Consider the following 16,663-nt stretch of genomic DNA (forward strand, 5'->3'; position numbering starts at 1 on the left):
AATTATGAAATATGGATTATGAATTGACAAACCCTCCGTCGTATAGAAACGACACCGTGTTGCCGTTGCCGATGGAAGTGACCGCCGATGCGTGGGCGGTTGATGCGGCATGTTCCGGCAATCCCGGTCCGATGGAATATCGGGGTATAGACCTCGCCACGGGAGCCGTGGTATTCCATTATGGTCCTGTGCACGGCACTAACAATATCGGTGAGTTCCTCGCCATTGTGCATGCACTTGCACTGATGGAACAGAAAGGCATACGCAAGACAATATATTCAGACAGCCACAATGCCATACTGTGGGTCAGCAAGAAGCAATGCAAGACCAAGTTGGAACGCACGCCACAGACTGCACAGCTATACAATGTGATAGCACGGGCGGAACAGTGGCTCAAGACACACCCCTTCCGTGTGCCGATACTGAAATGGGAGACGAAACGCTGGGGAGAAGTGCCGGCGGATTTCGGAAGGAAGGGATGAGGCTGATCAGGGTATCAGACTGCTGATGAAATGTGAAAACTGCATTTAATCCGCAAATAATTACAATTCTCATGCAATGTTTTCTGCTAACGGATGTTAACCTTATAGAAATCGTTTTAAGAGGTTAAACTGTTGGAGAAACATTGTTCACCCTCAATCGGACATCAGACCCCGTTGGGATTTAACAAAAGAAGGAGCTGCCTATACATTATTATATAATATAACTATAGGAATGCATATATATAGAATGAAGGCAAGTCTCTCTTAACAATAGTGAACAATGATGTACATATCGGAACAGCAACTCTATGAACGCCTGCAAAGCGGTGACGCTATGGCGCAGAAGGCTCTCTACGCGAAGTATGTGGGGAGTCTGACTGCCGTTTGTTCCCGTTATGTGGCAGATGCCGACGACGTGAAGGACGTCATGCAGGAGGTGTTCATCAAAGTGTTCACACAGATTGCTTCGTTCACCTTCCGTGGCGAAGGTTCGCTGAAGGCATGGCTGATGAGGATTACCGTCAACACATCGTTGACCTATCTGAAGAATGCCGGACGTCTGAGCGTGGTGAGAGACGACACACAGGTGGCTGACATTGTGGAGGACGAGGAACCGGATGCCGAAGGAGTGCCGCCAGACGAACTGCAACGGATGATAATGCGCTTGCCCGACGGCTACAGAACGGTGCTCAACCTATATGTCTTCGAGGACAAGAGCCACAAGGAAATCGCCGCATTATTGAATATAAAGCCGACGTCGTCGGCGTCGCAGCTGTTTCATGCCAAGGCGCTGATGGCGAAAATGATAGTAGAATATAAAAGAACCCATTGACTGTTTCACGATGAAGGAAGAGTGGAAATACAAACTGCAAAGAAGTCTGGCAGACTATGAACAGTCTGCCCCAGACGGATTGTGGGAAGACATACAGAAAGCTATGTCTGCCTCTGCCGGCGTGATGCAGGATGCAGGTAAGGTGATACCGCTGCCTGGCAAGAACCGTACAAAGGTGGTGGCGCTGAGGATTGCAGCTGCCGCAGCATGCGTTGCTTGTGGAGTGGGACTGTATCTCAGTATGCCGGACCACGACAAGGGCGCACACTCCATGGTGGCAGATGCCTTGGGAGACGGAAGCAAAGCAGCTTGCAGCAATGGCATGCAGACTGATACTCCGGCAAACGGCGACGGTCATGGCATGATGCCGCAAAGACACGACGCTGTGGGCAAGCTTCTGGCAAAGGCGGATATCCCGGCAGCAGTGAGAGAGGCGATAAGCTACGCACAGAAGGAAACCCAGACGGAACAGTTGGAATATGCTCCGCAGGAGGCAGCGGCTGTTGCTGCAGCCAACAATGGTAATGCTTCTATAGAAAAGAAACCAGAGACACAGGCTAATGCCGTCGGTGCGATGCGTGAGAGCGTGGTGCATCGTGGCAGTAATGCGTCTTCAGCTCGTTATATGAACACCTCGTCGAAAGCTGTGGATGTCAGCCATTCAGCATCAGAGGGACGTCTCACGGCAAGTCTTTTCGCTGCCAATGCCATGGGCGGAAGCGGCAACAGCATAACCAGCGACAGGTCGATGTTTGCGATGAGCGATATGATGTTCAATGATTATCCCGAACTGAGCGATGCCTACAGTGCCGTAAACACAAGGACTTCCGGCAGTTCGCTCAACGATGAGAGCGTTGACCATCATCAGCCGATACGCGTAGGACTGTCGTTGCACTATTCCCTCTCTGAGAAGTGGGGACTGGAGACAGGACTCACATACTCATATCTCTATTCTGAGACTACGGCAGGCAAGAGCGACAACCGCTACGACACAAAGCAGAAAGTGCATTTCTTAGGCATTCCGCTGACTGTGGACTATAGCATCTGGCGCAACAAGCTGCTCAACGTATATGTGGCAGGCGGCGGAATGGTGGAGAAGAGTCTGAGAGCCAAAGCCACCACATCGTATGTCCTCAACGGCAGGGAGATGAATACCGAGACCAACAAGCTCAGCATGAAGGAACTGCAATGGTCAGTAAATGCCGCTGCCGGCATACAGCTGAACATCACCAAGGAGGTGGGCATCTACGCCGAGCCGGGCGTGGGATACTATTTCGACAATGGCAGTGATGTGAAAACGGCATACAGCGACAATCCTTTCAATTTCAACATGAAGCTAGGTTTGCGTTATTCGATCAAGTGACATGACATCTCAATCAGATGATACGAATTGGTAATGACAGTTCAATACAATCAGCAGGTTGTAATGGACTGTCATTAATTGTTTTCAGACGGTTTGATAATCCCGAAACGCTCGTTTAACCCAAATCGGTCGTTAGGGTTTGTTAGGATTTTTTTAGATTAGAGGCTTTGTTGGATTAAATAATTCCGGCGATAAAAATATATAGCTAAAATCCCCCCATAGCGTGGGGAACAGAACCCCCTAATGTGGGGTTTCATTCCCCACGTCATGGGGAAAATTTATGCAAAAAAAACAGATGGAAAAATATCTTGACATACATTATTGTCTTAACATATTTTTCATTACATTTGCACAAGAATAAACAAAGAAAAGTTAGACTACTGATAAAAACAGGTACGTTAATGGACTGCTGCATGTTCTGCAACAGAATATTCAGACATGATATATAGTACGACACAGTGGACTTGACTATAACAACACTGCAACATAACCAACAAAAAAATAACATGAAGAAATCAAATCTTTCCGCGAGATTGCTACCGGCACTGTTCGTCGCAGGTGCTCTCGTGTTCACAGGATGTTCAGACAGTGACTATGATTTTGGAAACATCGATTCCACGATTGGTATCGGAAGCGATGGACTCCAGATTCCTGTCAGCACAACCGAAAACATCAAGTTGGGCGACATTTTGGAGCTCGAGGAAAACGGAAGTGTAGTAGAGGCTGCAAACGGCGATTATGTGTTCCGCCAGGATGGTGGAAACGTTGCCCCCGTGCATCCGTTTATCGACAAGATTGTAGTTTGGAAGAAGTCCGAGCCCATCATCACTTCAGCGCCTGTAGGTGTCGTATCGCCTACAAAGTCGAAAGGCGTGCGTCGCAATGACTCGTATGTTGGCGACATAAGTGGCGTAGGATACCTTGTGGAGTTCCATTACAGGGGTGAGAAACCGGCAGATGTAATCGAAATGAAGAAGGCTGAATTGAAGGCACCCGTAACACTCAGACTCAAATTCGATGACAATATCAAGAGGAGCATTCCGAAGTTCCAGGAACTCTCGCTGACATTCCCTAACTATATGGAACTGGCAGACAACGGAAGTTTGATGACGCCGACTGTAAATGGAAGAAAGGTAGTCTTCAATGATGTGCCAACCTCAAAAGACCTGGTGGTAAAGGTGAATATCAAGGCTATCGACTTCAAGGCAAAGCAGGAATATCCAGGTTCTTCAATAAAGATAAACGGCAAGGATGTGGAACTTGACGGCTTTATCGTATTGAATGTTTCAGCTCCATATACCGGTTCTGCAGCAGATGCAGGAAATGTCGGAGGAGAGATCACCTGTACCTATGAGAACGACAACTTCACCATCGAAGCAGCCACAGGACGCTTCAACCCGGATATCGCCCTCAACGACCTCGGTGACGTGGACATCACCGGTGTGCCGGACTTCCTGAAAGACGGAAATGTGGTGGCAGACCTGTATAATCCGCAGATTTCGCTCGACATCAGCAACGACATGCAGGTGGATGGTGTAGTAAACGGTACTATCAAAGCCTTCAAGAACGGACGCGAGACAGCCTCGGTGGATGTAGAGGGAATACGTGTGACAGGCGGCAAGACAACCCATGTGTGCATCTGTCGCAGAGGAAACGGAGTGGAAGGTTACGACCAGGTAATCACCAAGAGCAATCTGTCAGACCTCATAAAGACCATACCGGACAACATCAAGTTCACCGCTACGGCAATGGCAGACAGCAAGAAGGAAGGACGCTTCGAACTCGGACATACCTACGTGATACAGCCTTCGTATCATGTTGACGCACCGTTGGCATTTGCAGAGAATGCGGTGATAGAATACCGTGACACCCTCGACGGATGGCACGACGACATCAAGGACATGAAGCTCGCAGACGGTGCTTATCTGCTGGCTACGGCTAACGTGACAAGTTGTGTGCCTGCATATATGTCGTTGGATGTCATACCGGTGGATGCCGACAAGAAGGAACTCAAGGGCATCGAGGTGCAGCTCGTTCAGAAGGATGTGAAGGCATCGGCAGACGGAGTGGAATCGCAGACATCACCGCTGGAGGTGAAGATCATGCAGACCGACGATGATGCCATGAAGCGACTCGACGGACTGGTGCTCATCGTTGCCGGAAAGGCAAGCAACGGAGAAAACGCCGTGACGGGCATCACGCTCAATGCGCAGAAACATACTCTGAAGCTCACTGATATAAAGATAAAGATGGTGGGCAAGGTGATAGGCGACTTTAATTAACCTTTAAACACAAAACCTGATTATGACAAGTCTTAAGATAAAGAATATGCTCGCCGTGGCAATGCTTGCCGCCGGCAGCTCGGCAATGGCGCAGAACCTGAATTCGGCGTATTTCACCGACCAGTTCGCATCCCGCAACACTATGAACCCGGCATTCGGCAACGACCAGAACTTCGTTTCCATTCCAGGTCTCGGCAACGTGAACATCAGTCTTCAGGGAAACTTCGGTTATGAAGACGTGGTGATGAAGAACCCACGCTTCGGCATCGACAGCAACAAGAAGATGACGACCTTCATGAACCCCTATATCTCAGATGCCAAGGCGCTCGACGGATTCTCCACCGGCAACAACAGAGTGGTGGGCGACGTGTCAGTGGCGCTTCTCGCTGCCGGCTTCAAGGCGTTCGGCGGATACAACACCGTGGAACTCAATTCAAAGTCATCGCTTGGTATGGTATTGCCATACGAACTCTTCGAGTTTGCGCGCAACACCGGCAACAACAACTACAACATCGGTGACATCAGCGCCCACGCACAGTCGTATGTGGAACTGGCGTTCGGTCATTCACGCAATATCGACGAGAAGCTGAGAGTAGGTGCGAAATTCAAACTCCTCTTCGGAGTGGCACGTGCCGACTTCAAGTTCAAGGACGTGAAGGCAGACCTCTCGGCACCGGAGAAATGGACAATCAGCGGTGACGCTCAGGCAGATGTCTCGATGAAGGGATTCCAGTATAAGATGAAGGAAAAGGAGTATGAAACGGCAGGTGCCGGCACATACGAGAAGATTGACGACATCGATGTGGATGGAGCCGGACTCGGAGGCTTCGGTATGGCTCTCGACCTGGGTGCCGTGTATAAGATCAACGAAGACTGGACGGTGAGCGCCTCGGTGCTCGACCTCGGATTCATGAGCTGGAGCAATGACATGCAGGCAACCAACAAGAACAAGAGCTTCGAGTTCAGCGGATTCCATGACACTTCAGTGAATAGCGACCGCCCGGGAACCATCGATGACCAGACAGACAAATACAGTGACCAGATAACAGACTTCATAAACCTGCAGGACAAAGGCGACAAGGGAAGTCGCACCACAGGTCTGGGAGCCACACTGAATGTGGGCTGTGAGTATCAGTTGCCGGCATACCGCAAGATAAGCTTCGGTCTGCTCAGCACAACACGCATCAAGGGAGAATACTCATGGACAGAAGGCAGACTGAGCGCCAACTGGAAACCCCTCAAGTGGCTTGACGGGGGCATCAGCTTTGCGGCAAGCAGCTTTGCTACAAGCATGGGATATGTGGTGAACATCCATCCGAAGGGCTACAACTTCTTCATTGGCATGGACCACATCCTTGGCAAGACCAGCAAGGAATGTATCCCTCTCAGCTCAAACGCCAGCATATCGATGGGTATGAGCGTGACATGGTAAGATGCCATAACGGACTTTTGCGCGGTATGACAGCCGCTTGTGATATAGCCGGAGGCCAATGGGTGTTGATAGCCCGATGGTCTCTGGCTTTTTTCGTCACTGAACGTTTGTTTCATGAATTAACGCTTGCCGTTTCAAATACTTTTCTTAACTTCGCATCTAAAACCTATTATATATGATCTGTTACCGTAGGATAGCCAATAGCCTAATGGCATTTTTGTTCGCATCAACAGCCTTTGCTGCCAATCCCGATGCCGATGACAACCTGTCGTTGATGCGCCAGGTGCGCACATCATCATGTTTTGACTACAATCTCACAGGACAACTTCTCACCGATGGCATCGTGACAACCGCGATGCCGCCGACACTCACCGTATGCGATGCCGCCGGACCGCTGCCAAGACGCGAGCGGGAATGGGCAATCGACGGTGGGGAGTGGACCCGCAACACGCTGATGGGCAGCAGCAACAGCCTGCAATATCAGTGGACGGCGATGTCGGTGAAAGCCGACCGCATGAAATTGCGCTGCTACGTGGCATACGATGAGGCGAAGGCACATGGAGGCTACAGTATAAAAGTGCTTGTGCCGACCGGCAAGAAAGGCGGATGGCGTGTGGTGGCAGAAGACCGGGGCGGCAAGCTGCCCGGCACTTTGTCGAAGAGCAAGGTGAGCAGCGACCCAAACAAGCAGACCGGGACAAGCATGCTGCCGCAGCGCGACGTCAATCTGCAGTTCGACCTGCCCGCTGACTGCCGGGACATCACGGCCATGCGCCTGGAGTTGGATATGGAAGGAGCTGTATATTGGACAGTCTTCAATATCGATTTCTACAAGGACGGTGGGAGAGTGCTTGCCGATGTCATACCAAACTCCCGTTTCGGAAGCGCCTGGATGAGTGCCGGCGAGGGACATGAATGGGCACAGGTAGACCTGGCGGCAAAGTCAGAGGTGTCGTTCGTTGACCTTTCGTGGATACGCCGGCCCAAGCATGGATATATAGAAGTCAGCGACGACGCCCGGCAATGGCGTCGTGTGGCAACGCTGCCCGACAACAGCAAGCGGCGCACCGACCGCATAAAACTCAGCGGCGTCAGTTGCCGCTATGTCAGAGTCACCATGGACGGCGGCAGCATTGATGTGGCGAAGACCGGCGATGTGCCAACCAAGGCATACGTGCTGAGCGAACTGAAGGTTGAAGGAAAGGGCGTTCGGCGCGACACGGAGTCTGCAACCCGCCCCGGTATGGAATCAGCAAACGGTGGATATGCCGACAACCGCATGATGCTCAATGCCGGAGACTGGAAAGTGTGCCGCGCGTCACAGGTGAAAGCAGGAGGTGAGAAGGTATCCACCGGACAGTTTGCCACCGATGACAGTTGGATTCCAGCCACCGTGCCAGCCACCGTGCTCACCAGTTTCGTCAACTATGGCGCTCTTGCCAATCCAGACTATGCCGACAATATGTTCGGCATCAGCGATTCATATTTCAACTCCGACTTCTGGTATCGCCGCACCTTCTCCCTGCCGAAGGAGATGGCCGGACAGCGGGTGCTTCTGAATTTCGACGGCATCAACTGGAAAGCCGATGTTTGGGTCAACGGCAAGAAGATAGACCGCATAGAGGGAGCCTTCACCCGTTCCGTAGCCGACATCACGCCATATCTCAACGGAGGAGTAAACACACTCGCCGTGCTTATCCACAAGAATGCACATCCCGGAGCGATAAAGGAGAAAAACCATCTGAACACCGATTTCAACGGCGGCATACTCGGAGCAGACAACCCCACCTTCCATGCCACTATCGGCTGGGACTGGATATCAACTATCCGCGGTCGTGATATCGGTATCTGGAACGATGTATATCTTACTTCTACTGCTTCCGTAACACTCGCAGACCCCGTAGTAAGCACCCGTTTCGACAATCTGCCCGACACCCTTGCCACCATGACGCCACGCGTGTTGGCGCACAACTGGCTCGACAAGGAAGTGAGCGGAACGCTGATAGGATGGATAGGCAATCTGAAGTTTGAAAAGAATATCACGCTGAAAGCCGGAGAACAGCGAGAGGTGGTGTTCAGTCCCGACGAATACCAGACCCTGTGCGACCGGCGCATACGCCTCTGGTGGCCAAACGGACATGGCGAACCATATCTGCATGATGCCGGATTTGAGTTTTTGGCAGACAATCAGCAGAGCCACAACGCCACTGCCCGCATCCACTACAAGGCAGGTATAAGGGAGATGCGATATGCCGACCCTGACACGCAGCTGAAACTTTTCGTCAACGGGCGACGCATCGTGCCGCTCGGCGGAAACTGGGGATTCCCGGAGTCTAACCTCAACTATCGCCAGAGGGAATACGACATTGCCGTGCGCCTGCACCGCGACATGAACTTCAATATGATTCGTAACTGGGTGGGAATGACCGGCGACGAGGAGTTTTATGACGCTTGCGACAAGTATGGCATCATGGTGTGGCAGGACTTCTGGCTTGCCAACCCTGCCGACGGACCGGATCCCGACGACGAGGTGATGTTCATGCGCAATGCCCGTGATTTCACAAGCCGTATGCGCCGCCATCCGTCGATTGCTCTCTATTGCGGACGAAACGAAGGTTATCCTCCAAAGACCCTCGACGACGGTTTGCGGCAGACTGTGGCAGAGATGAACCCGAAGTTACTCTACATATCATCTTCGGCTGATGATGGAGTGAGCGGACACGGACCGTATTGGGCGGAACCGCCACGTACCTACTTCGCCAAGCAGAGCGGAAAACTGCATACCGAGCGTGGCATGCCTAACGTGATGACGCCGGAAGGCACACGCCGCACACTCGCAGAACCGATAGAATGGGAACCCGGCGACGCCTGGGGACAGCATGATTTCACACAGGCAGGCGCTCAGCGAGGCGCTTCGTTCATGGCAATCGTCGAACGTATGTTCGGCAAACCGGGGTCTGCCGACGACTTCACCCGTCTGGCACAATGGGAAAACTATGAAGGTTATCGTGCGATGTATGAGGCAGACTCGAAATACCGCCAGGGACTGCTCATCTGGATGAGCCACGCCTGCTGGCCAAGCTATACATGGCAGTGTTATGACTATTATTTCGAACCTACGGCAGCCTTCTTCGGCGCACGCAAGGCTTGCGAACCATTGCATATCCAGCGTAACGCCCTGACACGCAGCATCGAGGTGGTAAACCGCACGGCGGATAACTATAAAGACCTTGTGGCAACCCGCGAACTGCTCGATATCCGTGGCAATATTGTCCGTGTGGATAGCAATATGGTAAACTCCAATGGTGACTCCACCGTAGAACTGGCAGCTCTCGCCACCGACTCCGTGCCCGGGAATATCGACGGAACGGTGTATTACATCCGTTTGAGACTTGCAGACAGCAATAACGCGACGCTGTCTACCAATTTCTATGTGCTGTCTACCGACGAAGGCAATCTGCAGCAGCTTGCCACACTGCCCCAGGTGAATGTGGCGGCTTCAGTAAAACGCCCGTCCGGCAACGGCATGACTCTGACTTTGCGGAACACCGCTTCCACACCGGCAATGATGATAAGGCTGAACCTCAAGACCGGCGATGGTTGTCAGGTGCTGCCCGTGGACTATTCAGACAATTATTTCCACCTCATGCCCGGAGAGGAGCGCACTGTCAATATCAGATGGGACAATGCCGATGCGCGACAGCAAGTACCGTTTGTCGAGCTTACGGGATATAATGTGGAACAGTGTGTGTTGAAATAGTAAAGCCGTACGGAGATAGGGTAGGAGTGTCGTCATTTCTTGTCTTATATGGCAATTTGTCCATAAAAAAATTAACCCCAAACGGTCATCATGCCGTTTGGGGTTAAAAAATCTCTTGGAGTTTCCGTCGTGCCCTGCTCTTAGTTTTCCTTCAGCCAGAGTGGGGCAGCGTAATTACAGTTTGTTGAACTCAGCGAAGATCTTGTCGGAGATTTCCTTGAACTCTTCGTCGGTGAGTTTCAGCTTAGGGTTAGAGAAGAGCATGTCCTTCTCGTTCTGCATCGGCACGAGGTGAACGTGGGCATGAGCCACTTCCAGTCCGAGCACCGCCATGCCCACCTTGCGGCATGGGAAAGCGTTCTTGATGGCAACTGCCACCTTCTTTGCAAATACCGCCATTTCGGCAATCTCCTCGTCGGTCATGTCGAAATAGTAGTCCACCTCACGGCGTGGAATCACCAGAGTGTGACCCTTCACCAGAGGGTTGATGTCGAGGAACGCATAGAAATTCTCGTTTGTGGCGCATTTCCAGCTTGGAATCTCGCCTGCAGCAATCTTAGAAAAAATGTCCATAATCTATAGTTTTTATTCTACGGAAATCTTGTCGATTCTCAGTCTTATGGTGCCACGAGGAATCTTTATCTCAGCCTCGTCGCCCACCTTCTTGTTGAGCAGTCCCTGTGCGATAGGAGTCTTGATGGAGATTTTTCCCTCCTTGAGGTTCGCCTCGCTCTCGCTGACGATAGTGTATGTCATCTTTGCCTTAGTGGCGATGTTTGTCATCTCCACCTTCGACAAAATCTGTACGGTGTCGGTGCTGAGGCGTGACGTGTCAACGATCTTCGCTTCAGCGATGGCGAGCTTCAGCTTGTTGATCTTGTCTTCCAGATGAGCCTGTGCCTCTTTTGCCGCATCATACTCAGAGTTCTCACTAAGGTCGCCCTTGTCGGCAGCCTCTGCGATTGCGGCAGATGCCTTCGGACGCTCAATACTTTCCAAACGTTTCAGTTCGGCTACCATCTTGTCGTAGCCATCTTGTGACATGTAAGCCATAATGAAAATTATTTTTTATTTGATTTTATGTGTTTCCTGGCAATATAATATAATGGATTCCGGCAGAGAAATTAGTGCCGGAATCCATTATATTCTCACCAAATGTCTATTCTTTTTGCAAAGATAGGCATATTTTTCATAATTACAAAATAAAAAATTGGCTAAAAACGTGTTTGTTAATATAATTATGCTTATTTTTGCAGCTACATAATTGTGTAATACTTTTATTATCCTTGTTATATTATGATTACACCTTCAGAGTATAATGCTATTTTGGACTTGATGCATCGTCAGGTTGTGCCTGCTATTGGATGTACCGAGCCTATTGCTGTGGCACTTTGTGTGGCAAAAGCAACAGAGCTGCTTGCAGCGGAGCCTGATACTATTGATGTCAGACTTAGTGCAAACATTTTTAAGAACGCCATGGGAGTAGGCATCCCTGGCACGGGAATGATCGGTCTTCCCATCGCCATCGCTTTGGGAGCGCTGGCGGGAAAGCCTGAACTCAGTTTGGAAGTGCTCCGCGACTGCACGAAGGACGATGTGGAGCGTGGAAAGAAATACATCGACGAGGGAAGAATCAAGATAACCCTCGAACATGATGACGCCGACAAACTGTATATCAACGCCCTCTGCAAGGCTGGCGGAAAGGAAGCTGAGGCTCGCATCAAGAGCTCCCACACCAATTTCGTCTTCATGCGTAAGGACGCAGAGGAGCTGCTCAACGTGGCTTCGTGTGCCGCTAAAGCCTCACAGGCTGCCGACGACATCAGGCTGACGCTGGGTAAAGTGTATGAATTCGCCCACACTGCCAAGCTCGACGACATCCGCTTCATCCTCGACGCCAAGAAGCTCAACGAGGCTGCATCTGCGGCAGGACTGCGCGAGAACTATGGCCACCAGCTGGGCAAGACGCTCTGCAGTCCGCTCGGTCATGGAATCATGGGCGACAGCATCTTCTCCAGAATACTGTCTGCCACAAGCTGTGCCTGCGACGCACGTATGGCGGGAGCCATGGTGCCGGTGATGAGCAACAGCGGCAGCGGAAACCAGGGTATCTGCACCACCATGCCGGTGGTGGTATTTGCCAAGGAGAACCATAACACTGAGGAGGAGCTTATCCGTGCGCTTGTGATGAGTAACCTCACGGCAATATATATCAAACAAAACCTCGGCACGCTGTCTGCACTTTGCGGATGCGTGGTTGCCAGCACGGGCAGCAGCTGCGGTATCACATATCTCATGGGCGGCAACTTCGAGCAGATTTGCTTCTCGGTGAAGAATATGATAGCAAACCTTACGGGAATGATCTGCGACGGTGCGAAGCCAAGTTGCGCCCTGAAGCTCACCAGCGGCGTGAGCACGGCAGTGCTCAGTGCGATGCTCGCCATGCAGCACAAATATGTCACCTCATACGAGGGAATCATCGACGACGATGTGGACCAGAGCATCCGCAACCTCACAGCCATCGGCAGCCGCGGCATGAACGATACCGACCGTTTCGTGCTCGACATCATGACCCACAAAGGTGTGAAGGAGGATTGACGTAACTATATAAGGATTCCTGTTGGAGTCACCTTGATAAACAATCGAAGAAAAATAAAAATAAAAAAACAATAAAGTAATAATGAAAAGTTCAGTAATCAAAAGAATGTTTATGACTTCGCTCATGATGCTTATGGCTATCATGCTGTGGGCACAAGGAAGTCCGGTACATTTCACAGTTAGTCAGAAGCAGGTTTCTGACACCGAAATCGATGTGGTCTTCAAGGGTAAGATCGCCAAGGGCTGGCATGTATATGCCCCCAACATCCCTGCTGACGGACCAATCCCTGCCACTATGCACACCGAGAAGGCTGAGGGCGTGAAGGCAGTAGGCAAGCTCAAGGCCCAGGGCAGGGAAATCAAGGAGTACGACCAGATTTTCGGTATGCAGCTTCGATATTATGAGAACAGCGTTACCTTCGTGCAGCGCTATAAGATTACGGGCAAGACATACTCTGTGAAGGGTTATCTGGAGTACGGCGCCTGCAACGACTCTGGCTGTTTGCCTCCAACCTCTGTGGAGTTCTCATACAAGGGCAACGGTCCTGCCGATGCTCCTGAGGCTCAGGAGGAAGCTACAGAGGAGGCTGCCGCTGCCGACACTGCAGCCGTGGCACCGGCCGGCGAGGCTGTTGAGGCTGACTCGGCATCCGTAGTTGCCGACGGCGACCTCTGGAAACCGGTTATCAATGAGCTGAAGGCATATCAGGAAGGTGGCAACGCAAGCCACTCTCTCTTCTATATCCTCATCATGGGCTTCGTGGGCGGTCTGCTCGCAGTGCTCATGCCATGTATCTGGCCTATCATCCCAATGACCGTAAGCTTCTTCATGAAGCGCAACAAGGACAAGAAGAAGGGTATCCGCGACGCCGTTACCTATGGTATTTCCATCATCGTGATCTACGTGTTGCTCGGCTTCCTTATCACTCTTATTTCGGGTGGTAACGGACTGAACAGTCTTTCTACCAACGCCGTGTTCAACATCATCATTTTCCTCGTGCTCGTTGTATTCGCAGTGTCATTCTTCGGATGGTTCGAGCTTGAGCTGCCTTCTAAGTGGACAAACTCCGTAGACAACAAGGCTTCTGCAACAACAGGTCTCGTGTCTATCTTCCTTATGGCGTTCACCCTCGTGCTCGTGTCATTCTCTTGCACCGCACCTATCATCGGACTGCTCCTCGCTGAGTTCTCTACATCGGGTAACATCGCCGCTCCGGCAGTCGGTATGCTTGGCTTCTCTATTGCCCTCGCATTGCCGTTCACACTCTTTGCCATGTTCCCGGCATGGCTCAAGTCAGCTCCTAAGTCTGGCTCTTGGATGAACACACTGAAGGTGAGCCTCGGTTTCGTGGAGCTCGCATTCTCTCTGAAGTTCCTCTCTGTTGCCGACCTCGCTTACGGATGGCACATCCTCGACCGTGAGACATTCCTCGCTCTCTGGATAGCTATCTTCTTCCTCTTGGGTCTCTACCTCATCGGCAAGCTCAAGTTCCAGAGCGACGTGATGCTCGGTGAGCCAAAGCCAATGCCAGTGCCTTGCGTGATGCTCGGTCTTGTTTCTCTGGCATTCGCCGTATATATGATTCCTGGTCTCTGGGGTGCTCCTTGTAAGGCTGTCAGCGCCTTCGCACCGCCGATGAACACACAGGACTTCAACCTCAATACCAACGAGGTGAAACCTAAGTACACTTCTTATGAAGAGGGTGTAGCTGCCGCTGCAGCACAGGGCAAGCCTATCCTCATCGACTTCACCGGCTTCGGTTGTGTGAACTGCCGTAAGATGGAGGCTGCCGTATGGACAGACCCACGCGTTGCCGACAAACTCAACAACGACTATGTGCTCATCTCTCTCTATGTTGACGACAAGCAGCCTCTGGCCAAGCCTATCGAGGTGACCGTGAACGGACAGAAGCGCACTCTGCGTACTGTCGGTGACAAGTGGAGCTATCTGCAGCAGAGCAAGTTCGGTGCTCTCGCACAGCCATACTACGTGACCCTCGGTCCTGACGGTATGCCTCTCTCTCGTCCATTCTCATTCAAGGAAGACGTGTCAGACTATCTGAACTTCCTCCAGGAGGGCTTGGACAATTATAGAAGCAAGCAGAACGACTGATAAGCAAATACAGAGAAAGGGACAGCCGGATGATGCATCGTCACGTCGGGCATGTCCCTTTCTTGTTATATATAATATGGTGTGAATGAGGCGTCTGTCATTCTCCGATGCGCCTTGATTGTATAACTTAAAAACAAAGTACTATGATAAAAGACCTTCTCGCATTTCTCGATGCATCGCCAGTGAATTTCCTCGCAGTGAAGACCCTCAAGGAGCGTCTTGCCGCTGCCGGTTTCAAAGAGATGGATTCCACTGCTCCCATAGGCACCATTGAGCCAGGCGACCAGCTGTTCTTCACCAAGAACGACTCCTCGCTCTATGCCGTCCGCATAGGCAGGCAGACTATCGCCGATGCGGGATTCCATCTGATATGCGCCCATTGCGACTCGCCCACCTTCCGTATCAAACCGAATCCGGAAATGGTATGTGAGGGAGGCATCACGAAACTCAACACCGAGGTATATGGTGGACCTATCATGAGCACATGGTTCGACCGTCCGCTGAGCCTCGCCGGAAGAGTCATCTTGCGCACCGACAATCCGCTGCAGCCGGAAACCCGTCTGCTGCATGTGAAGCGACCATTGCTGCAGATCACCAATATCGCCATCCACTTCAACCGTCAGGTGAACGACGGTGTGAAACTGAGCAAGCAGAAAGACATGCTCCCGCTGCTCGGCATCGTGAACGACCAGCTTGAGGCTGGCAACATGCTGATGAACGTCATCACCGGCGAACTCGGTGTAAAGGCGCAGGATATCCTCGACTTCGACCTCTATCTCTACGACACTGCTCCTGCCAGCACCTTCGGCGTGCATGACGAGTTTATCTCTGCCGGCAGACTCGACGACCTGAGCATGGTTCATGCTGGACTCATGGCGTTGATGATGAGTGGCGGTGTGCCGGAGACTACACAGGTGCTTGCCGTATTCGACAATGAGGAGACTGGCAGCCAGACAAAGCAGGGAGCCGGCAGCCCGTTCCTGAGCAGTCTGTTGCAGCGTCTGGTGTTCGCACAGGGTGGCGAAATGTCGGATTTCTACCGCAGCGTGGAGAAGTCGTTCATGATTTCTGCCGACAATGCCCATGCCTGGCATCCTAACTATCCTGAGAAGTTCGACCCTACCAACCATCCTATGCTTGGCGGTGGTCCATGCATCAAGTTCAATGCAGCCCAGAAGTATGCCAGCGACGCCGTTTCGGCAGCCATCTTCACAGGCATTTGTGAGAAAGCCGGTGTGCCATGCCAGCGCTTCGTCAACCATAGCGACGTGGCAGGCGGCAGCACCCTCGGCAATATCCTTGCTTCATCATTGCCTCTGCGTGGCGTAGACATGGGTAACCCTGTCCTCGGTATGCACTCCGTGCGTGAGACGGGTTCTGTGGCAGATCATGAATACTGCATCAAGGCATTCACGGAGTTCTATAAACTGTGATTTGCAGAGCGTAGACCTGCATAACCCCAAAATGCGGTCATCAGGTCGTTCAACGTAATACCCAAAACGGTCATCCCTCTTTGCTGTATTTGCAATGTGGGATGACCGCTATCGTTTCTAATATGTCGTTATAGCCTTTTGGCCTTCAAATGATAACTGAAAGTCTTTCTTAATGGCTGTTGTTGTCAGTAATTACTTTCTTGCCGTTGATGATATTATGAAACGATAGGCTAAAGGAATATAGTAGCCAAAGATTTTCCGGAAAATCTTTGGCTGCTTGGAGTTGATGTGTTATATTTGCCGTGAAATTGAGAAATATGCTTTTTTGCGTCCTTATAGTCCGTTGAGATGAGGGCGGGAGAAGGCAG

Annotated in this window: 11 protein-coding genes; 9 read left to right on the top strand and 2 right to left on the bottom strand. The window is 51.4% G+C overall.

Going from position 1 to position 16,663, the window contains the following annotated elements; translation table 11 throughout:
- The first annotated feature begins 11 nt into the window (after window positions 1–11).
- The 6 genes from CCC32_RS10950 (at window position 12) to CCC32_RS10975 (ending at window position 10,151) form a co-directional block, all read left to right on the top strand.
- Window positions 12–482, top strand: coding sequence for an RNase H family protein (locus CCC32_RS10950; RefSeq protein ID WP_022315845.1), 471 nt, complete (start codon window positions 12–14; stop codon window positions 480–482).
- Between the two features lie 280 nt (window positions 483–762).
- Window positions 763–1,314 carry an RNA polymerase sigma factor gene (locus CCC32_RS10955; RefSeq protein ID WP_042520200.1) on the top strand — a complete coding sequence of 184 codons (552 nt, stop codon included), beginning with the start codon at window positions 763–765 and terminating at the stop codon, window positions 1,312–1,314.
- Window positions 1,315–1,324: 10 nt separating this feature from the next.
- Entirely contained in the window at window positions 1,325–2,677 is a 1,353-nt protein-coding gene (locus CCC32_RS10960) for an outer membrane beta-barrel protein (protein ID WP_287074504.1), read from the top strand.
- Between the two features lie 506 nt (window positions 2,678–3,183).
- The gene (locus tag CCC32_RS10965; protein WP_287074506.1) at window positions 3,184–4,959 is read left to right on the top strand and encodes a hypothetical protein; all 1,776 of its coding nucleotides are present in this window, start codon (window positions 3,184–3,186) and stop codon (window positions 4,957–4,959) included.
- Window positions 4,960–4,981: 22 nt separating this feature from the next.
- Window positions 4,982–6,391, top strand: a complete 1,410-nt coding sequence (locus CCC32_RS10970) for a DUF5723 family protein (protein WP_287074508.1) — start codon at window positions 4,982–4,984, stop codon at window positions 6,389–6,391.
- 208 nt (window positions 6,392–6,599) lie between these two features.
- A complete protein-coding gene (locus tag CCC32_RS10975) occupies window positions 6,600–10,151 on the top strand; it encodes a glycosyl hydrolase 2 galactose-binding domain-containing protein (protein WP_287074510.1) in 3,552 nt (1,183 codons plus the stop codon).
- A gap of 174 nt (window positions 10,152–10,325) precedes the next feature.
- Here CCC32_RS10975 and CCC32_RS10980 read toward each other — a convergent pair whose 3' ends face one another.
- Window positions 10,326–10,724, bottom strand: a complete 399-nt coding sequence (locus CCC32_RS10980; protein ID WP_502705621.1) for an HIT family protein — start codon at window positions 10,722–10,724, stop codon at window positions 10,326–10,328.
- A gap of 12 nt (window positions 10,725–10,736) precedes the next feature.
- Complete coding sequence (gene greA / locus CCC32_RS10985; protein WP_022317580.1) at window positions 10,737–11,204, bottom strand: transcription elongation factor GreA; 468 nt, start codon at window positions 11,202–11,204, stop codon at window positions 10,737–10,739.
- Window positions 11,205–11,450: 246 nt separating this feature from the next.
- Between greA and CCC32_RS10990 the strand changes: the two genes are divergently transcribed.
- The 3 genes from CCC32_RS10990 (at window position 11,451) to CCC32_RS11000 (ending at window position 16,295) form a co-directional block, all read left to right on the top strand.
- Window positions 11,451–12,749, top strand: a complete 1,299-nt coding sequence (locus tag CCC32_RS10990; RefSeq protein ID WP_197065834.1) for an L-cysteine desulfidase family protein — start codon at window positions 11,451–11,453, stop codon at window positions 12,747–12,749.
- 106 nt (window positions 12,750–12,855) lie between these two features.
- On the top strand, window positions 12,856–14,862 hold the full coding sequence (locus tag CCC32_RS10995) for a protein-disulfide reductase DsbD family protein (RefSeq protein WP_502705622.1): 2,007 nt from the start codon (window positions 12,856–12,858) through the stop codon (window positions 14,860–14,862).
- 143 nt (window positions 14,863–15,005) lie between these two features.
- Window positions 15,006–16,295: a M18 family aminopeptidase gene (locus CCC32_RS11000; protein ID WP_287074514.1), complete on the top strand. Its 1,290-nt coding sequence runs from the start codon at window positions 15,006–15,008 to the stop codon at window positions 16,293–16,295.
- Window positions 16,296–16,663 lie beyond the last annotated feature (368 nt).

The sequence above is a fragment of the Prevotella sp. LMAG:51 genome, assembly GCF_008680225.1.
GTDB lineage: Bacteria > Bacteroidota > Bacteroidia > Bacteroidales > Bacteroidaceae > Prevotella > Prevotella pectinovora.